The organism is Pseudoalteromonas sp. 2CM37A, assembly GCF_023161885.1.
In the GTDB taxonomy this organism is placed as follows: domain Bacteria; phylum Pseudomonadota; class Gammaproteobacteria; order Enterobacterales; family Alteromonadaceae; genus Pseudoalteromonas; species Pseudoalteromonas atlantica.
In genome coordinates this window covers 781460-800567 of sequence record NZ_JALNTJ010000002.1, presented here as the reverse complement: position 1 = coordinate 800567, position 19108 = coordinate 781460, and the positions used below count along the sequence as shown (strand labels likewise).

Annotated in this window: 21 protein-coding genes; 11 read left to right on the top strand and 10 right to left on the bottom strand. The window is 41.0% G+C overall.

Annotated features, from left to right (window positions below):
• Positions 1 to 10: 10 nt before the first annotated feature.
• Entirely contained in the window at positions 11 to 670 is a 660-nt protein-coding gene (locus tag MTF68_RS07305) for a class I SAM-dependent methyltransferase (RefSeq protein WP_248462110.1), read from the top strand.
• 146 nt (positions 671 to 816) lie between these two features.
• Positions 817 to 1272 (top strand): hypothetical protein, encoded by a 456-nt coding sequence (locus tag MTF68_RS07300; protein WP_248462109.1) that lies wholly within the window; start codon positions 817 to 819, stop codon positions 1270 to 1272.
• A 234-nt stretch (positions 1273 to 1506) separates the two neighbouring features.
• Here MTF68_RS07300 and MTF68_RS07295 read toward each other — a convergent pair whose 3' ends face one another.
• The 5 genes from MTF68_RS07295 to MTF68_RS07275 form a co-directional block, all read right to left on the bottom strand.
• Positions 1507 to 2025: a hypothetical protein gene (locus MTF68_RS07295; RefSeq protein ID WP_248462108.1), complete on the bottom strand. Its 519-nt coding sequence runs from the start codon at positions 2023 to 2025 to the stop codon at positions 1507 to 1509.
• A 180-nt stretch (positions 2026 to 2205) separates the two neighbouring features.
• A complete protein-coding gene (locus tag MTF68_RS07290; RefSeq protein ID WP_248462107.1) occupies positions 2206 to 2760 on the bottom strand; it encodes a hypothetical protein in 555 nt (184 codons plus the stop codon).
• A 76-nt stretch (positions 2761 to 2836) separates the two neighbouring features.
• Complete coding sequence (locus tag MTF68_RS07285) at positions 2837 to 3229, bottom strand: ACT domain-containing protein (protein WP_248462106.1); 393 nt, start codon at positions 3227 to 3229, stop codon at positions 2837 to 2839.
• Between the two features lie 17 nt (positions 3230 to 3246).
• Positions 3247 to 3789: a hypothetical protein gene (locus MTF68_RS07280; RefSeq protein WP_248462105.1), complete on the bottom strand. Its 543-nt coding sequence runs from the start codon at positions 3787 to 3789 to the stop codon at positions 3247 to 3249.
• Position 3790: 1 nt separating this feature from the next.
• Complete coding sequence (locus tag MTF68_RS07275) at positions 3791 to 4246, bottom strand: YaiI/YqxD family protein (protein WP_004588273.1); 456 nt, start codon at positions 4244 to 4246, stop codon at positions 3791 to 3793.
• A gap of 120 nt (positions 4247 to 4366) precedes the next feature.
• Here MTF68_RS07275 and MTF68_RS07270 point away from each other — a divergent pair, with 120 nt between their 5' ends.
• Positions 4367 to 4888 (top strand): lipocalin family protein, encoded by a 522-nt coding sequence (locus MTF68_RS07270; protein ID WP_248462104.1) that lies wholly within the window; start codon positions 4367 to 4369, stop codon positions 4886 to 4888.
• Positions 4889 to 5126: 238 nt separating this feature from the next.
• Here MTF68_RS07270 and MTF68_RS07265 read toward each other — a convergent pair whose 3' ends face one another.
• The 3 genes from MTF68_RS07265 to MTF68_RS07255 are packed head-to-tail and all read right to left on the bottom strand — an operon-like array spanning position 5127 to position 7395.
• Positions 5127 to 5468, bottom strand: coding sequence for a DUF3325 domain-containing protein (locus MTF68_RS07265; protein ID WP_248462103.1), 342 nt, complete (start codon positions 5466 to 5468; stop codon positions 5127 to 5129).
• Entirely contained in the window at positions 5465 to 7060 is a 1596-nt protein-coding gene (locus MTF68_RS07260; RefSeq protein WP_248462102.1) for a PepSY-associated TM helix domain-containing protein, read from the bottom strand. Before MTF68_RS07260 ends, MTF68_RS07265 begins: the two co-directional genes overlap by 4 nt.
• A complete protein-coding gene (locus MTF68_RS07255) occupies positions 7057 to 7395 on the bottom strand; it encodes a hypothetical protein (RefSeq protein ID WP_248462101.1) in 339 nt (112 codons plus the stop codon). Before MTF68_RS07255 ends, MTF68_RS07260 begins: the two co-directional genes overlap by 4 nt.
• A gap of 222 nt (positions 7396 to 7617) precedes the next feature.
• Here MTF68_RS07255 and MTF68_RS07250 point away from each other — a divergent pair, with 222 nt between their 5' ends.
• From MTF68_RS07250 to MTF68_RS07235, 4 genes are all read left to right on the top strand, one after another.
• Positions 7618 to 7974, top strand: coding sequence for a VOC family protein (locus MTF68_RS07250; protein ID WP_055254322.1), 357 nt, complete (start codon positions 7618 to 7620; stop codon positions 7972 to 7974).
• A gap of 150 nt (positions 7975 to 8124) precedes the next feature.
• The gene (locus tag MTF68_RS07245; RefSeq protein ID WP_024033006.1) at positions 8125 to 8715 is read left to right on the top strand and encodes a uracil-DNA glycosylase family protein; all 591 of its coding nucleotides are present in this window, start codon (positions 8125 to 8127) and stop codon (positions 8713 to 8715) included.
• Positions 8712 to 9449, top strand: a complete 738-nt coding sequence (locus tag MTF68_RS07240) for a phytanoyl-CoA dioxygenase family protein (RefSeq protein ID WP_248462100.1) — start codon at positions 8712 to 8714, stop codon at positions 9447 to 9449. Before MTF68_RS07245 ends, MTF68_RS07240 begins: the two co-directional genes overlap by 4 nt.
• A gap of 163 nt (positions 9450 to 9612) precedes the next feature.
• Positions 9613 to 11997 (top strand): TonB-dependent receptor, encoded by a 2385-nt coding sequence (locus MTF68_RS07235; RefSeq protein WP_248462099.1) that lies wholly within the window; start codon positions 9613 to 9615, stop codon positions 11995 to 11997.
• Here MTF68_RS07235 and MTF68_RS07230 read toward each other — a convergent pair.
• Positions 11981 to 12910, bottom strand: coding sequence for a LysR family transcriptional regulator (locus tag MTF68_RS07230; protein WP_024033009.1), 930 nt, complete (start codon positions 12908 to 12910; stop codon positions 11981 to 11983). The two genes, MTF68_RS07235 and MTF68_RS07230, sit on opposite strands and share 17 nt — an antisense overlap.
• 90 nt (positions 12911 to 13000) lie before the next feature.
• On the opposite strand from MTF68_RS07230, the gene MTF68_RS07225 reads away from it, so the two are divergent.
• From MTF68_RS07225 to MTF68_RS07215, 3 genes are all read left to right on the top strand, one after another.
• A complete protein-coding gene (locus tag MTF68_RS07225; RefSeq protein ID WP_138579629.1) occupies positions 13001 to 13807 on the top strand; it encodes a class II aldolase/adducin family protein in 807 nt (268 codons plus the stop codon).
• 129 nt (positions 13808 to 13936) lie between these two features.
• Complete coding sequence (locus MTF68_RS07220; protein ID WP_248462098.1) at positions 13937 to 15922, top strand: AMP-binding protein; 1986 nt, start codon at positions 13937 to 13939, stop codon at positions 15920 to 15922.
• 1 nt (position 15923) lies between these two features.
• Positions 15924 to 16796, top strand: a complete 873-nt coding sequence (locus MTF68_RS07215) for a bile acid:sodium symporter family protein (protein WP_248462097.1) — start codon at positions 15924 to 15926, stop codon at positions 16794 to 16796.
• A 58-nt stretch (positions 16797 to 16854) separates the two neighbouring features.
• Here the strand turns inward: MTF68_RS07215 and MTF68_RS07210 are convergent, their stop codons facing one another.
• Positions 16855 to 17763, bottom strand: a complete 909-nt coding sequence (locus tag MTF68_RS07210) for a LysR family transcriptional regulator (RefSeq protein ID WP_024033013.1) — start codon at positions 17761 to 17763, stop codon at positions 16855 to 16857.
• 115 nt (positions 17764 to 17878) lie between these two features.
• Here MTF68_RS07210 and MTF68_RS07205 point away from each other — a divergent pair, with 115 nt between their 5' ends.
• Positions 17879 to 19099 carry an acyl-CoA dehydrogenase family protein gene (locus MTF68_RS07205; protein ID WP_248462096.1) on the top strand — a complete coding sequence of 407 codons (1221 nt, stop codon included), beginning with the start codon at positions 17879 to 17881 and terminating at the stop codon, positions 19097 to 19099.
• Positions 19100 to 19108: the final 9 nt, after the last annotated feature.

Genomic DNA, 19108 nt, shown 5'->3' with positions numbered 1-19108 from the left:
GAGTTAAAAAATGCCAACATTCACAGGCGAGCAAGCAACGCATTACAACGACCGCATTACCCGTTTAGTCCCTGGTTATGAGCTATTGCACCAACTTACTAATGCTCAACTTAAAGCAACCCTTAAAGATAACGCACATATTTTAGTCGTGGGCGCAGGCACAGGCAAAGAAATACTCGCCCTTGCCGCGCTTAACCCTACTTGGCAATTTACCGCACAAGATACCTCTAGTGATATGCTCGCAATTGCTAAACACGCGTTTGAAGAGCACGGCATAGCAAAGCGCGTTAATGTTATTGAAGGCGAGCTTGATAAGCTATCTACTAAGGCCGATGCGGCGCTATGCCTACTCGTAATGCACTTTTTAAAAGACGACGGCAGCAAAAAGCAGCTATTAAAAAATATTAAAGCTAATTTAAATAAAGGCGCAAACTTATTTATTAGCGATTTAATGAAACCCGAAACCGACTTTGAGCGCGAAGCACAAATTACTGTGTGTGCCGATTTGGGCTTAAGTGATGCAGGGCAAGCCTACACAGCTCAAAACTTAGACAGTGAATTTTACCCACTTGATAGAATGCGCTTTAGCGAGTTACTTAATGAATGCAAATACGGTATTCCTAAGCTTTATTTTAAAGCGCTGGGGTTTAGCGGATACGTTGTTAAATAGTCTTAACCTTAGCACCGACCTGGCTTCAGTCGGTGTTTTCCTTTGAACACATTCTTACATCTTCTAACAGGTACAAACAAAGCTCTCACAGTTTTATTACTAATTAGTGAATATGATGATACTCATTACCAACACAGAGAATAATCATGAAAAAAAGTTTAATTGCCCTTTTATTACTGTCTGGCTGTGCCTCTCAGGGCGTTGATCGCGATGACCAAGGTCATATCATTAAGCATTACTATGCTACGGTCGAATCAATTGAAAAGGTAAAGCTGTCATCAGAAATCGGAACCGGAATCATGGTTGGTGCAGGCATTGGTTTAGCCGAGGATTTAGATGGTAACACCGAAGACATGATCAGCGGTGCAATTGCCGGAGCATTGATTGGCGGACTTTTCACGGCCTTATTTGAAGGCGGTAACACAGCATATCAATACACACTTAACGATGTAGATAACGGCGAATTTAATGTAATTCAAAAGAAAAAACTGCCAAAAAGTACTCGCTGTGTAAGAGTAAAAACAGGAAATAGAGTAAAGCTTGAGCAAGTAGCCTATCGAAATTGTACTAATAGAAAGAGGATAAATTTTGCAGCCAATTAATATACCTGTTATCCCAGAGTAAAAATTACACTAGACGACAAATTTTTATATTATTGGCTGCTTAGTTATTTACTAGCCTTATATATAACTAATATAGAACGTAATGAAACTATTGGAAATATAGTTATTAGGCCGTAAAACATAGCGGCTCTTGTGTCTTCGCTTGAAGACTCCCAGCTAAAATAAATTGCGATAAATATCAGTGAGTAAATAAGTGAATTAAATAGAACTACTTTAATTTTTTGCATATTTACAAACATCAAAAATATCCTCCGAACGGGTAACAAGAGCTTCTTTAAAAGCGTTTAACTTATTAATCCCTATATTACTAGTTATAAGGGTTTTCATTACGTAATCTCCGCTACTGTTATCTATTTCGATAAAAAAAACATCTAAATGTGTGCTTTCAGGAAATTCTGCTTTAATTATTTTGCGACTACTTTCAAAAGTGCTATGTTCGTACATGACTTCAGTCTTATAAAATAACATTGTCTCTAATGTATCTTTCTGGTAAGCATCGAGTAGGCTCTCATAAATACTATAGGGCTCATCGCTATAGCTGATATCCGAGTTTGCTAATCGTTCCTTACTCAATACCCATACACTTAAATTAGAGTCAAAACCACTTATGTTAATTATTTTAGAATAAATTGGCTTATTAAACCCTTCGAATTCGCACTCTGCTGTAGCAAAAGGAGAAACAATAATTAAAGTAAATAAAAGAAGCATAAGAGCAAAAATATTTTTTTTCATATTAAAGTTTCGATAAATATTTTTTCTTTGAAAAAGATAGAAAGTTTAAATAAGCAAATATAAACAGTAACGAGCCAAAAAATACGTAGTCTTCATATTTACTAGTCGTTGCTGTCTCCCACAATAATATCATTAAAGCCGAAGATATGATCGTGATTGCTACATGCTTAATCAGGATTATCATTGCACTGGCTTGAGTGAGATTGTTCTAATAGAACTACGACGTTTTATCTCATCATTAACTTTGGCAAGTTCGCTTTTGTTAAACAGCACAGTCCCCCATATAACGAGAGTTACAACTCCGCCCCGAGTTATTTTTCGCTGCTTCCAAACTTGTTTTAATAAATCTTTGCCACTAAGAACTGATGCACCTACACCAACATATGATGCAAAAGTATCTATCTGGCTGTGAAAGTATTTATCCGCGAGTAACTCTTCCTCAGTAAATGACCATATACCTAAATCTTTATTAATAAAAGTTGGTTCTATTGCAACAGAAATCAATTTACCGGTTAGTGCTCGATTAGATAAAGCACGAATTTTAGTCATTACTTCCATTCTTTGATGTCTATCGAGGTGCCTGTAAAGCATTGCGCCACAGATTGCTTCCACCTCATCTTCGCCACCATCTTTAACAAAAGAGTAGGGAATATCAACTATATTAGCTAATATTCTTAACTGCTCATTTAAATTACTTGGTAAATTATATGGAAGATTATTTATAGAGAAAGACATTTTTTTATTCCTTTAAAAATTATTTCCAAATAAGGTAATTGATTAAATAAAATAAATCAACCACACGCGATTACTCTTAACCAATCTCTTTAAGCGCAGATAGCGCCGCCTGTGCTTTATCTATTTGTACAAAAATATGATCGTGATAAAACGCAGCTACTACGTTAGCGCTTATATTATGCTCGGTTAATTTGGCCGATACCGCAGCGGTTAACCCAACAGCCTCAAGGCTTGAATGCACATTAAGGGTAATTAAATTATATTTAGCTTCATACGTAATACCGGCTTTATTGGCTGTATCTGCATTTAAAATAAGGGTTAGGCCTTCTTCTTCAACGTAACTGGCAAGCGGGTTTAAATAAACGTAGTCAGCAAGGTTGCCTGCTAAACAGCAAAATATATATTCACCTTGTTTAAGCTCAGGGTTCATTGATTTTAATAACGTATTTAGCTCTAAAATTCCCGCCATGTTGAGTCCTTACATTTTTAATTAGATGTTTTAAGCTTGGCAACTAGCTCGCTTAATCGGGCTATTTTAATATTACTTAACTGCCGGTAATCAAAGTACGGGCACACAATAATGTTATTCGTTGTATCAATTGCAAACTCATCGTCTAACCAATTAAATTGCGCATTAAGCTTACCTTGCTGTAATAAGTTTTTAGCATGGGTTCGCCCAGCAATAATATGCAGTTGATTTTTATTTGCGCCGTTAATAATGGGCGCACTAAATAACAGCGCTGTTTTACTGTTTTTTTGCAGTAAAAATGTATCGCGATACGCTTGCCAGCTAGCGGCTTGTTTAGCAAAGCTGTAATGCTCACTCGGTAGCGCAAACAACACTTTAGCGTATACGTTAAACACTTTACGCCAGCCATTCCCGCAGTGCTGGTTTATGGTATTTATTTGCTCGTTTATTACAGGCTCAACACTGTGTAGGGTTGCAAAGTAGGGCATAGGCGGCGCTTTTGCCACATAAACGCCTACGCTAAAGGCTTGCTCACCTAAGCCAATTAGTTGCTCACTCACACTAGCTCGCCTTTTTCTGCGCTAAAATACGGTCGAGGTTATTGGCAAAGTTTTGGCGGTCGGTTTGGCTAAGCGGTGGTGGCCCGCCACTCATTTCTACGCCGCTTGAGCGCATGGTATCCATAAAGTCGCGCACGTTTAATAACGAGCGAATATTCTCTGGCGTGTAAAGCTCACCCCGTGGGTTAAGTGCTTGGCCACCGTTATCTATAACTTCACTGGCTAGCGGTATATCGCCAGTAATAACTAAATCGCCTTTTTCTACACGTTTTACTATTTCGTCATCGGCCACATCAAACCCGCTCGAAACCTGTACCCGGCTTATAAATTTTGAAGGCGGAATACGCATTGCATGGTTAGCTACTAAAATGGTTGGTGTTTGCGTGCGCTCAGCGGCTCTAAAAAGTATTTCTTTTATTACCACAGGGCATGCGTCGGCATCTACCCATATTTTCATGCTTAAATCTTTTAATTGCTCTAGTATTTAGCTGATCCTATAGCAATTTATTTTAATCGGCTAGCAAACTTTATTGGCTTAGAGCCGTACAAACAACATCACTTTTAAAAAGGAGCTTTCATGAAGGCCATTACGACTATTTTACTCATTACAGGGTTATTTTTACTCACCGCCTGCACAAGCGCACCAGAGGGCATTACTCCGGTTAAAAACTTTGACTTAGAGCAGTACAAAGGTAAGTGGTACGAAATTGCCCGCCTTGATCACTCATTCGAAGAGGGTATGGAGCAAGTAACCGCGACTTACACTGTAAATGACGATGGCACTGTAAAAGTGCTCAACAAAGGTTTTATAACTAAAGAGCAAAAGTGGGAGGAAGCACAGGGCTTAGCTAAATTTGTAGAAGGGACTGACACAGGCCATTTTAAAGTCTCGTTTTTTGGCCCATTTTATGGTGCTTACGTTATTTTTGAATTAGACCAAGACGACTACCAATATGCGTTTATTACAAGTTATAACCGCGACTTTTTATGGTTTTTATCGCGTACACCTACTGTTAGTGACAAACTTAAACAACATTTTATAGCTAAAGCAAACAAACTAGGCTTTGCTACAGAGCAAATTATTTGGGTTAAACAGTAGGTTATTTAGCTATGTAAAGGGGCTTTACAGTTGTTGAGCAAATGATTGTTACAGCTGTAATAAAACGATCATCTCACTGTAAGGTAAGTTAAATATGTTAGGGCTATATTAGCTGCACTTGCAACGAGACATGCAAGTGTTGGACATACTGAATATCCCCCTATTGTTGGCAAGCTTTATAGCTTGCCATTTTTTTTGCCTAAAATTAATGGCTTTCTTTGGATCAGGTTTTTACTAACTAAAGTGAATTTACTGCCAGTAATAGCCCTGATAAGCCAATCAGTAACATATTTAAAAAGCTAAATGGCTTAATCAACTTTTCTATAAAATTATAAAAAATCGTTATAATTAATACACTTAGCCCCATAAAGCCACAAAACAGTAAAGCACCGTATCCCTGCTGCGTAACCACACAGAGCAATAAGCTTAGTAAAATACTGATCCAAGCAACTATTAGCAGTAAATTACTTTGCAGCTTAGAGGGACGCGTTGTAAACACCGTTTTAAAATGCGCTGGTTTTGCCAAAGCAAAACCATTAAAAGCAAACAAACAGAGGCTAAAGCTAAGTAAATCAATCATGCTTTTTGCCTCTTTTTATTATTGGCTAGGTTATTGGCTGTTTTTTTAGATGCGCTAGAAGCAGTACGTAATTTTTCGGTTTGTACTAAAAACAGTATGCTAAACAGTAAAAATACCGCATCGAAAATAAACAAGGCCCATTGTTTATTAAGCAAGTAGCTCACTATATTGCCCTGTGTGGTGAGCGCATTTATTGCCGGTACACTCAAACACGCGAGGGCATTTATGGCTGCCATTACACGCCATTGCAGCCTATCGCGCTTTAAAAGTGCCATAACGGCAACCACTAACCATGCTAAAAAGAACGCTGTAACTTCTTTTTCACCACGCCCTGCTACGGTTGGACTAAGTAATCTATTGGCAATAAAAAAGGCGCAGGTAGCCAGTGGTAAACCCATAATGGTGGCAAGGTTTAAGGCTTCGACTAACTGTAAGCCAAAAGAGGCTTTACCCTTATTACGCTCGCGTATGCGTTTAGCCCACATTATGCAGCCAGAGCCAATCATTACGCAGCCTGCAATACCGCCAAGTACGTATAACCAGCGCAGTAAAGGCGTAGCAAAGCGCCCTGTATGCATAGAGTTAAGTGATTCATAAAGTGCTTTACTACTGCTAAGTTCGTCATCAGTTTGTGCAACTAACTCGCCCGTAGCACCACTAAACAAAAGCCGCGGAGATTGATCGCGAAGCGCCTTTGCAGGGCTTACCAATACCGTTACTGTTGAAGCGGCCATATTCGGTTTACTAACCTGAACACGCGTAATATCTGCACTAGGCCACTTGGTATAAACTTGATCCAAAATAGTGTTTATAGGGAGCAATTCTGCACTGCCTTGGGCGTTATTAGTTACGTTATTGCTAGGTGTTACATCGTTAAAAAAGCCACGCATACCCTTGTCGTACGTCGTTAACGCAGGGTAGGGGAACAACATAAATATAAGCGTAATAATGCCTGTGTAGGTAATCATTAAATGAAACGGTAGGGCAAGTACCGAGCTTAAATTATGTGCATCTAACCAGCTACGAGTCCCTTTATTGCGCCTAAAGGTAAACATATCTTTAAATATGCGCTTATGAATAACCACGCCCGAAATTATTGCCAGCAGCATAAAAAAGCTGGCAAAACACACTACCCAGCGACCTGTTATGGCATCTAAATAATAAAGCTGATAATGCAACCGGTAAAAAAAGTTACCACCTTTACTTTCAACAAAAGGAGGCAGCGCTTGCATGGTGTTTGGGTTTAATTGGGTATTTACAAACTGGCTGCGGCGCTGCCCCGGCTCTTTAGGTTTTGCATAGCCATATACCAAATATGGTATTCGCTCTTCAGGCAAGGTAATACGCCAACTAGGGGAATTTGCAGCGTGCTGATTTAAATAATCAAAGCCCTTTATAATTTGCTGCCTTTGCGCGGCCACTCTGTCGGTTTGGGCTTGCACATTGTGTATAGCCGGTTGATTCCACAAGTTTATTTCGTCTCTAAAAAAGCTCGCTGTGCCTGCAAAAAATATTACGTAAATAATCCAACAGGTAAGTAAGCCCACCCAGGTATGTAGCCAGGTCATCGACCTAAAAAAACTGTCTTTCATAGCCAACCCTTCAGTAATGCCAATACAGCAACAAAAATACCTGTACTTAGTAAAATACTGATCCAAACAGTTTTTAACGACTTAACCGAAAACGCATAAATAAACACCGCGGCGTAAATTAAAATACTGATAGACACACACAGTAATACGGCATCTTGCTTAGGAATGGGCAGCAGCACACTTAATAATGAAATACACGCTGAGGTAAATGCATAGCCGCCCACTATGGCAATAATAAAACGCAAAAATACTAACACTCTATAGCTTTGGGCCACCTTTGAAAGCGCAGCTAGGTTAGTTTTGGTAAAAGGTGCTATGTGCAGAGGTGCCTGCATAATTAACAAATCCCTTATTCAAATACGAGAATAAAAATAAGGCGTTATTATAAAGCTTACAAATACAAAAGATAGCGATTCTCATTTGTATATTCTAGATAATTTAACATTAGTGCCTAGCATGTTAGTAAAATACTGATCTCAGCCGTTTTAGGGTTATTGCTTAGCTAATTACGAAGGTTTACAGTGGTCAATACTGGCAAGCCAAAGAGTAAATTTAAAATGAGCAACCACGAAAAACTAAATTATGTAGAATTTCCCGCGTGCGATTTAACAGCCACAAAAAGCTTTTTTACTAACGTGTTTAACTGGCAATTTACCGACTATGGCCCAGAGTATACGGCATTTAGCGGCCAAGGGCTTGATGGTGGCTTTTTTAATGCACCGCTTAAATCACTTACCCAACATGGGGCCGCACTGCTGGTGTTTTACAGTAACGACATTCACGCTACCTATAAAAAAGTAGCGCAATATGGCGGCAAAATAGTAAAACCTATTTTTGAGTTCCCCGGTGGCTGCCGATTTCACTTTACCGAGCCCAGTGGTAACGAATTTGCCGTATGGTCAGAAAAACAATAAACATATCAAATAATTAGTTGTTATTATTAGATGAGATCACGATTTTACCAACTAATAACTAATTTGAGTAAAATAAACCGATTTTTTACCAACTCATTAGGTCTAAATGGCCATTTAGAATAAAATTTAAGCATTTAAGGCCAGATTTATATGGATCCGATCAATTTAATTGAGCAAGTTAGTAAATGCGTGATCTGTGAACCTCATTTACCGTTAGGTGCTCGCCCCGTTATACAATTTAATGCCAATGCGCGTATTTTAATTGCCGGCCAAGCACCGGGCATAAAAGTACACGAAACTGGCAAGCCCTTTAACGATGCCAGCGGAAACCGCCTACGCGAGTGGCTTGGGCTAAGTGTTGATGAGTTTTATGATCCGCAAAAAATAGCTATTTTACCTATGGGCTTTTGTTACCCTGGTAAAGGTAAGTCGGGCGACTTACCCCCGCGTAAAGAATGTGCACCCGCTTGGAGAGCGCAATTACTGGCCGCTCTGCCAAATTTAGAGCTTACAATCGTGCTCGGTAAATACGCGCAGGCTTATCATTTACCGCATACTAAAAACAGGCCCTTAACCGAGTTAGTAAAATCGTGGCGTGAATATTGGCCGGAGCATTTGGTGCTACCACACCCAAGCCCACGCAATAATATTTGGCTTAAAAAGAATCCATGGTTTGCACAAGATGTACTGCCAGAACTTGCTGAACGGGTTGCTGCAATATTAAATAAAGAACCACAATGAACAGCTATAAATCAAACGGTTATATGCTTGTAAAGGGGCTTTACAGCACCAAGGAGCTAATTAAAATTAAGCTCCTAGTTAATGCCTTTCATACACAGTGGAAAACTAATAACCGTGAGTTTTATCAATCCCGTGCCATTAATAGTTCAGGCATAACAAATAGTGAGTATTTAACGGCGCAGCAAAACGAAGCCTTATTTAGTTTAATAGCTGATAACAAATTAATTAAGCGTGTAAAACAGGCGATTAGTGAGCCACTGTTTTTAAATACTCAGTTATTTTTTAATCCCGTTAATATTACACAAAAAAATTATTGGCATCGCGATATGCAATACCATTTAAATGTGCAAGAGCAACAAGCTGCGTTAAACGGGCCCGACGTAGTGCACTGCCGGTTAGCCCTTGAAGACGAACCAGGCATAGAGCTTGTGCCCCACTCGCATAAAAATTGGGATACACCAGAGGAGCTAAATGTACGTTTTGCAAAAAATAATAAGCTGCCAAGCGATAACTTAACTACAGGCAAAGTTATTAAACTTAATGCGGGTGACTTACTGTTGTTTTCAGCCAATATGATTCACCGAGGCTTATACGGTAAAAACCGTTTAGCACTGGATATTATTTTTTGCGAAAATGCACCACAGCTTACTGCCTTTATCAATGCAGCAAACACCCCAAGCTCGGCATTAGCAAATAAAACCGCTAATCCACAAGTATTTTTTAACCCACTTTAAACCCGCTATAACCCCATTTAGCACAACACTTTTCCGCTTAACTATAAATATTACTAATAGTGTTGAATAAATAAACATCACTGTTATTTATTTTAAGACTCGTCAGTATGAAATAGACGCAAAATTATCCAATAAAAATAACCTCTATAATGGAGTTGCAGCTATGACAACTGAACACACACAGTCACACACACGTTTAAAACCTAGCTTTTTAAAACAAAAAACACTTACTTTATTTACGCTCAGCGCATTAAGCGTGGGTATGGCACAAGCTGGCGAGCAAAAAGTAAATAACAGCGAGCTTGAAACCATTACCGTCACCTCGCAAAAGCGGGTGCAATCACTACAAGATATTCCTACCTCTATTCAAGCGCTTTCTGGCGATTACCTCGAGCAAAACAGTGTTGACGATTTACTCGCCCTAAGCGAAAACCTACCTAACGTGCATATAACCGAAACCTCAAGCAGCAAACGTATTTTTGTACGCGGCATAGGCTCGGGTACTAACTCAGGCTTTGAGCAATCGGTTGCTATGTATAAAGATGGCGTGTATTTAGGGCGCGGGCATCAGGCTAAATTTCCATTTTTAGATATGCAGCGCCTTGAGCTTATAAAAGGCCCGCAGTCGGTTATGTTTGGTAAAAACGCCACAGCAGGAGCCTTTAGTATGATCTCAAATTCGCCAACCGATGTACTTGAAGGCAACGTATCGGCAGAGTTTGGCTCTGATAACGAAAAGCGCTTTACCGGCGTTATAAACATTCCTATTAACGATGATTTAGCCATTCGTATTGCCGCATTTGATCATTCTGTTGATGGCTTTTTATATAACCAAGCGCGCCAAAGTGATGAGCAATCTAACGACTCATCAGGTGCACGTTTATCAATAGATTGGCAAATAAACGATGATATAAACGCATTGTTTAAGTGGGAACACGGTGAGTTTGAGTCGCATGGCTCGCGCTACCAATACATTATTGATACTCCTAACCGAGATTTACAAATAGCAAATGACCCTACTAACCCAGGCAATGTAGGATTTCGTTCACTTTTATTAAGCGACAACTCGGGCCTTGATTACACAAGTTCGGTATCGGGCGATGGTCACCCAGGTGGGCTTAATGAGCAAAGTAAAACCACGCTTGATAACGCATCACTTAAATTAACCTATAACTATGGCGAATACGAATTTACCTCTGTAACCACGTATAGCGAGTACGATTGGGACTCAACCTTTGACGCGGACTTTTCAGAAATCCCGCTTATAAAACAAGACTACTTAGAAACCTATAACCAGTTTACGCAAGAGTTTAGAGTAAGCTCGCCAACAGGGCGCACGCTTGAATACGTAGCGGGCATTTTTTACATGAGCAGCGAGCTTGAACACCCAAACGATATTTTATTTGGTGCATCGTTACTTATTCCTGATTTAGTGGGTACATCATTGGGCGTAAATGCGCTGTTTGATCAAGACCAACAAAGCTACTCAGCATTTACCGCCCTTACTTGGAATGTAAACGCGCAATGGCGCGCTAACTTTGGCCTGCGTTATCAAAAAGAAGAAAAAGAAGTAAGCAGCGTACAAAGTGTGTATAGCGTATTTGAGCCAAACACACCGCAAGCCGTACAACAATTTGCTAATGCCGCTGCGCCCACTATTGCAGGGCAGCTTTCGGGCGCGGGGGTACATAACCTTAACGCTAAGCGTGATGAATCGCACTTATCACCCAATATTAGTGTGCAATATTTAGGGTTTAACAACACCATGTTATTTGCAAGCGCTGGCATAGGCTACAAAGCCGGTGGTTTTGATGGCTCTGGCTTAAATGGCTCACAAGGTAACACGGTTGATGAAAACTCAGGCTTTGAGTTTGACGACGAAAAAGCCACAAACTTTGAATTTGGCATAAAAGCCGAGCCAATTAAAAATACTCTACAAGTAAACGCTACACTGTTTTACACCCTGTACGATGACCTACAAGTATCTGAATTTAATGGTAATGCATTTGTAGTTAAAAATGCCGCCGAAACCAAAGTAAAAGGGATTGAGCTCGATTCGCGCTGGGCAATAAATCAAAGTTGGCAGCTATCGGCAAACCTTGCGGTGCTTGATTTTGAATACGAACAATACGCCAGTGCATCGCCAACGGTTATGCAAAGCGAGCTACTTGGCCAAGCATTTCAAGATTTAACCGGGCAAACTGGCGCGTTTGCTCCCGATTACTCAGGCAATATAGCGATTGATTACAATACCGAGGTGTTTTCAAACCTTACTTTAAGTAGCAATTTAGCGCTTAACTTTAGTGACGATTACTTTTTAGAGCAAGATCTTGACCCAATAGCCAAGCAAAGCGCTTTTGAAAAGCTAAATTTACGCATAGAGCTAGGTAGCAGTGAAGGAGATTGGTCGGTGGCGTTATTGGCTAAAAATTTAACCGATAAACACACTTTTTCTCAGGCCAACGATGTGCCAGTAATTAGCTACGCACACCGTTTTTTATCAGAGCGTGGGCGCAGTTATCACGCACAATTTAATTACCGCTTTTAAGTTTGTCAGCAGGGATAAGTTGCTGGGCTAAACCTAGCAGCTTTTCTCGCATCCAACTATTTACTAAATCGTCATCAGCTTGTTCGTGCCAATACATGTGCACGGGCATTAACGGCACATCAAACGGCAAGCTAGTTACATGCACAGGCATTTGCTCTTTTAATACCTGCGCGTACGCGTTTGGCATGGTCATTATCATGTCGCTTTGGCTAATCACTTTAGTCGCCGCAAAATAATGTTCACATTTAAGCACTACATTACGGGCAAGTGCATGCTTTGCCAGCGCCATATCAATAATATCTACCTGCGCGCCTTTTAACGACACCAACGCGTGCGATGCCTTTGCGTAATTTTGTACGGTTAAGTCATTTAATATTGGGTGATCGTGCCTACAAATTAGCGAAAAATGCTCATTACAAATAAAGGTGTTTTTTATGTGGTTACTCGTTGGGGTAAGTACATCAATAACTATATCGAGCTCTTGGTTTTCGAGCGATTTTTCCATATCAACATGCGACACCTGTCGGCTGTTAATCGTGATATTGGGGGTGTTTGTGAGTAGGTCGCTCATTAGCGGCGGAAAAAATATCGATTCTAAAATATCTCTAAAGCCAAATTTAATTTCGCGCTTAAAGGCGGCTATATCAAAAAGCCGTTCATTATTTAAGGTTGACTCTAATACCTGCACCGACTCAATAACTTGCGCTATTATTTTTTGGCAAAAAGGTGAGGGCACCATACGCCGACCGTGGCGAATAAATAATGGGTCGTCAAACTTTTCTCTAAGGCGAGAAAGCGCATGGCTAACAGCAGGTTGCGTTAAATGCAGTTTATCCGCTGCAGTGGTAATACTGCCCTCTTGATATACCGTTTTAAGTATTACAAACAGGTTTAAATCTATCTTTCCATGCATAGTATTTATGTTTAACCATTAATTAACATCACTTCTATTTATCTTAAGCGAGACTAAACTAAAGTCAACAGAGTTTAATTTAGGATTATTATGAGCAATACACTAGAGCAGCAAGCCGCAAAAATGACCATAGGCAGCGACAAATTTAAACTTATTATGCCGCCTAAATTTAACACCCTAGAGGAGCAACGCAGCTACGAAAAACAACGCCTAGCCGCAGGCTTTAGAGTATTTGCCATGTATGGCTTTGATGAAGGACTTGCGGGGCACATAACACTTCGCGACTGCATAGAGCCCGATACCTTTTGGGTAAACCCTGTGGGTATGCATTTTGCGCATATTAAAGCGTCAGATCTCATTCGGGTTGATCATAAAGGTAATATTATTGAAGGCAGCACACCGATTAATAATGCCGCGTTTGCTATTCATTCACGCATACACATGGCGCGACCCGACGTAAACGCAGTAGCCCATGCCCATACACGTTATGGCCGTGCGTTTTCGGCATTAGGAGAGTTACTTAAACCAATTTCGCAAGATGCCTGCGTATTTTACGAAAACCACAGTGTATTTGATGTATTTAGCGGCGTAGTAGCCGACAGCGAAGAGGGCGACATGATAGCTAAATCACTGGCTGATCACTGCGCTGTTATTTTGCAAAACCATGGTTTACTTACCGTTGGTTCGTCGGTTGATGCCGCAGTTGCCAATTTTGTATTGCTAGATAGCTGCTGCCAAAGCCAATTATTAGCGCAAGCCGCAGGCGAGCCCAAGCTTATTTCACACGATGTTGCGCTACACACTAAACAAGCCAATGGCTCAGAGCTAGTTACATGGGGGAACTTTCAGCCCATGTATCAGGTTGTTGCCGCAAAAGATAACAGCTTTTTAGATTAAAACACTGGCAATAGCTTAATTTTGATAGACTAAAATTTGCGCGGTAATGGCCCACACACCCAAAGCCGCGTTTAAATACTATGCACTCACACGCAAACACACACATTATAAAGATACGTTGAGGGTTTTATGAATATAACAACAATTAAAAACCACGCCGATGTTGGCAATTTAAACCTTGCTGAAATATCACCAGAGCAACTTCCTCGCTCTACTTATCATGCCATTTTACAATCGGCAAAAAACTTTGGTGATGCAACCGCTATTGAATACATTTTAGATGGCGACTGCATTAGCGAAGCGCAAATTCCGTTTGCAAAAAAGCTAATTCACCGCATTTTAATGACCTTTAAAGGTAAAAGCTTTGCTAATCCGCACCGTAAAATGAGCTACAAAGCGCTCGCAAAAAACGTAACAGGGCTTGGCAATGCATTGCACTCGTTGGGTATTACAAAAACCGAGGTTACCTCGCTGGTGCTACCTAACTTCCCTGAAACCTATGTATCGCTTTGGGCAGCAGAGGCCGCAGGCATTGCAAACCCCATAAACCCCTTGCTTGATGAGTCCATAATGAAAGAAATTATGATCTCAGCCAATACCAAAGTAATCATTGCCCTAGGCCCAGTCCCTGGTAGCGATATTTGGCAAAAAGTAATGGCAATTAAAGAGCATATACCCGGCCTAAAAGCGGTTATTAGCTTATTTGGTGACGACATAGCGTGCTCGCAAAATAATAAAGTACCCGTGTATGGGTTTAAAAAGTTACTCGCGGCGCAAAATACGCAAGCAGCTAATTTTATTTTGCCTGAGCAAAGCGATGTGTGCGCGTATTTTCATACGGGTGGTACCACCGGCCTACCAAAACTTGCCAAGCACTTGCACTTAAACCAGCTCACCAATGCAGGGCAGGTTAATTTACTTTCGCCAGTAAACGCAGGCGATACCATGCTAGTAGGTTTGCCCATATTTCATGTAAATGCGGCGGTAGCCACAGGCATAGCCTCGGTAATGAAAGGCTGTAAAATTTTACTCGCAAGCCCTTCTGGCTTTAGAGGTAAAAACATCATTCAAAACTTACTCACCCTAATTAATAATTACGATGTAGCCGTTATGACCGCCGTACCTACGGTTTACGCTGCTATGGTTGAGCAAATTACCTCGCAAAAAATATCGGTGCCACCGCTTAAAATGAAGTTTGCTATTTGTGGGGCCGCGCCCCTTTCATCAGATTTACAAGCCCTGTTTACTAAACTCACAAACACCCCACTGGTAGAGGGTTATGGCTCAACTGAGGGCAGCTCAGTAAGTACGTTAATGCCTGTAAACCCGATTAATAAAGAGGCTTCTGTAGGGCTGCCAATACCCGGTATTACACTTAAAATTGCCGATATAAACGAGCAAGGCACGCTTGTTAAAATTTGCGATACACTCGATGTTGGCGAAATAATAATAACCGGTAATAACGTATTCCCAGGTTATGTAGAAGATGCGCATAACCAAGTCGCATGGGTAGTTGATGAAAACGGCCAACAGTATTTTAGAACCGGCGATTTAGGAAAAATAGATGAGAGCGGGTATGTATCCTTATGTGGTAGGCAAAAAGAGCTAATAATACGTGGCGGGCACAATATAGACCCCAAAATGATAGAAGATGCCGCAACCAGCCACCCCGATGTAACACTTGCAGCCGCCGTGCCACGCCCCGACAGCTACGCAGGCGAAGTACCCGTACTTTACGTAACGCTAAGCCCACATAGCACGCTTAAACTTGATGCTCTCACCGCGTATGTTAGCGCCAACATACCTGAGCGAGCAGCAATACCAAAAGCCATTTATATAATTGATGAAATACCGCTTACTGCCGTAGGTAAAATTTATAAGCCCGAACTGGTTTGCCTAGAAATAAAACAAACCATTACAGAGGCTCTTAGCGAGCAATTAATCAACAAAACCGTGCAAATAAATGTGTTTGCTGATAAAAAGTTAGGCATAAAAGCCACAATTTTAGTTAATGAAGATGAGTTAAACGCGCTGCAACAACAGATAAAAACGCTGCTAACCCCGTACTCATTTAACTACGAAGTGCTGGCATTAAAAACAACTGAGGCCGCCTAATTTGAACGCATCATTTTTAACAGAAATCATACTCCCACTCGCCCTTGCCCTTATTATGTTTGGCATGGGGCTTGGGCTTACAGTTGGCGACTTTACGCGGCTTTTTAAAAAGCCCTTAGCAATTGCTATGGGCTTACTAGGCCAAATTATTGCCATGCCGCTACTGGCTTTAAGTTTGTGTTATTTACTTAATTTACCTACGCCTATAGCAATAGGGTTAATGATTTTAGCCGCGTGCCCAGGTGGTACTATGTCAAACGTAGTGAGCCAGCTGGCAAAGGCTAATTTAGCGCTTTCGGTAAGCTTAACCGCTGCCTCAACCGCTATTAGCATTATTACCACCCCGTTTATTATTGGCTTTGCCATGCACCAATTTGCGCCGCAAGACGATGCTAACTTTTCTATATTAACTACATCACTTGGGCTATTTGTAATCACCTTAGTGCCTGTAGCCATAGGGATAAGCTTGCGCCATTTTAAAAGCGAATTTGCGATTAAAAGTGAGCCGTTTTTTAGGCGTTTTTCGTTATTTTTTATGCTCGCCATGATAGCCGCGTTAGTAATAAAAGAACGCGCCTTACTGGCAAGCTCGTTTGATGCTGTATTTTGGGCCTGCCTTGCATTAAATATTGGCTCAATGGTCATTGGCTTGCTCATAGCTAAGCTTTCAAACCTTAATCTGACAGATTCACTAACACTTGGGATTGAGGTGGGGATTCAAAACGCATCGCTGGCTATTTTAATTGCTATAAGCTTTTTAAATAAGCCCGAATACGCAGTAACGGGCGGTGTATATGGCCTTGCCATGTTTATTGGGCCGCTGTTATTAATTGCTGGGCTTAAGTTTAAAAACAAACGCCTTGTAAACGCTTAAAAAAACAACGCGAAGCGCCAAATTTAGTTCACTAAGTTTGGCGCTTTTTTTATAGCTATTAACGTTTAAAAATAGGCTGCACTTGCCCACGTAACCATACTAAAGCGTCGTCTTTATCAGTACTCTGATGCCAATATAAATGCTGATAAATAGCAGGCATAGTGGTGGGAACTGGCCGTGCTATTAGCGTGTCGTCTAGCAATTGACTGGCAACCATTGAAGGTAAAGTAAGTAAAAATGGCGCGTCTTTTATTACCTCTTTCGCTGCAAAATAATTTTGACAACGTATAGCCACCTGCCTATTAAAACTCAATTGCAATAACGCAATATCTTCAATAACAGTACCGGTTGCTCGGTTAGATACCGCAACATGCTTAGCCGCTAAATAATTGTCTATATTGAGTTGGTTTTTAAGCGGGTGGTTTTTTTTCATGAGTACACAAAAGTGATCACTTGAGAGAACAGCATGACTAATGGGCGCTTTTATTGGCCGTGCTACATCAATTGCCATATCTATTTGATGATTAGCTAATTGCTTATGCATATCTTCACGGCTTAATTTTACGCTCGCTAAGCTTGCATTGGGAGCATGTTTTGCCAGTGCAAGTTGCAATTTAGGCAAAACAATAGGCTCTATTGCATCGTGCAGGGCTATTTTAAAGGTTTGTGCAGTGGTCGCTAAATTAAAATCACCGCAGGCTTGTAGCACTTGGCGTAATTTTTCGAGTAAATCTATTAGCTCGGGAGCCATACGTTGGCACGCAGGGGTGGGGAGCATTAATTGCCCTTGGCGCTCAAATAACGGATCGTTTAATACACTGCGCAAACGTTTTATAGCATGGCTGACTGCTGAGGGCGTTATGTATAGCACCTTTGCGGTTTCGCTCATGTTTTTTTCACGGTATAGGCATTCAAATATTTTAAGTAAATTTAAATCCAACTGTTGAATATTTTTAGCTTCAATCATTATTACCCGCTCACACTATGAATGTAATTCACACTTAACTGGTAATATATTTCATTTAATTCATTGGGGCGAATGTTTTATGCTGGGTTAACTAAAAAATAAACAGGCAACCCTAATGAACTTTGAGCCAAGCCAAAAAAGCCAAAACTACCTAAAGCGTGTAACCGCCTTTATGGATGAGCACGTATTGCCTATTGAGCAAGCAGTAGTTGCGCATAACCATGCTAAAAATAATTCAAACAATTGGACCACTTGGCAACTAAGTGAGCACATTGAGCCATTAAAAGCGAAAGCAAAAGCCGCTGGCCTGTGGAACTTATTTTTACCCGATGCAGAACTAGCACAAGGCTTAACCTGCTTAGAGTACGCCCCTATTGCAGAGCAAATGGGTAAATGCTTATTTGCATCAGAAATATTTAATTGTAATGCCCCCGACACCGGCAATATGGAAGTGCTTTATCATTTTGCAAACGATGAGCAAAAACAGCAGTGGTTAACCCCATTATTAAATGGCGATATTCGCTCAGTATTTGCCATGACCGAACCCGATGTCGCTTCATCAGATGCGACAAACATGCAAGCAACCATAGATGTTGATGGCGACGAGCTTATTTTAAATGGCACAAAGTGGTGGACCACCGGCCTTGGTCATCCTAATGCACAGGTGGCTATTTTTATGGGGCTTTCTAATCCCGAAAACGATAAACACAGCCAGCATTCAATGGTACTTGTGCCGCTAAACACACCCGGTGTAAACATTAAGCGTATGCTAAGTGCCTGTGGCGATTTTGATGCCCCCTACGGCCACGGCGAAATGGAGTTTAATAACGTACGCGTACCAAAACAAAATCTTATTTTAGGGTTAGGCAAAGGCTTTGCCATTGCACAAGGGCGCTTGGGGCCTGGGCGAATTCATCATTGTATGCGCGCAATTGGCGCAGCAGAGCGCTGTTTAGAGCTCATGATTAAACGCGGGCTGTCGCGCAGCGCTTTTGGTAAACCCTTACTTAAATTAGGCGGTAATTTAGAACGCGTAGCGCAAGCGCGTATGGCGATAGATCAAGCCCGTTTATTAACCCTGCACGCGGCATGGAAAATAGACACCCAAGGCGTTAAACACGCCATGACCGAAATATCGAGCATAAAAGTAGTCGTGCCTAATATGCTGCAAATGGTGTCTGATATGGCGATACAAGTATTTGGTGGCGCTGGGGTGTCGAGCGACTTTCCTATAGCATCGTTTAATGCAATGGGGCGTATTTTACGCCTTGCAGATGGCCCAGACGAAGTACATATGGGCATGGTTTCGCGCCTCGAACTTAACAAATATCGCTAAGGCAACACC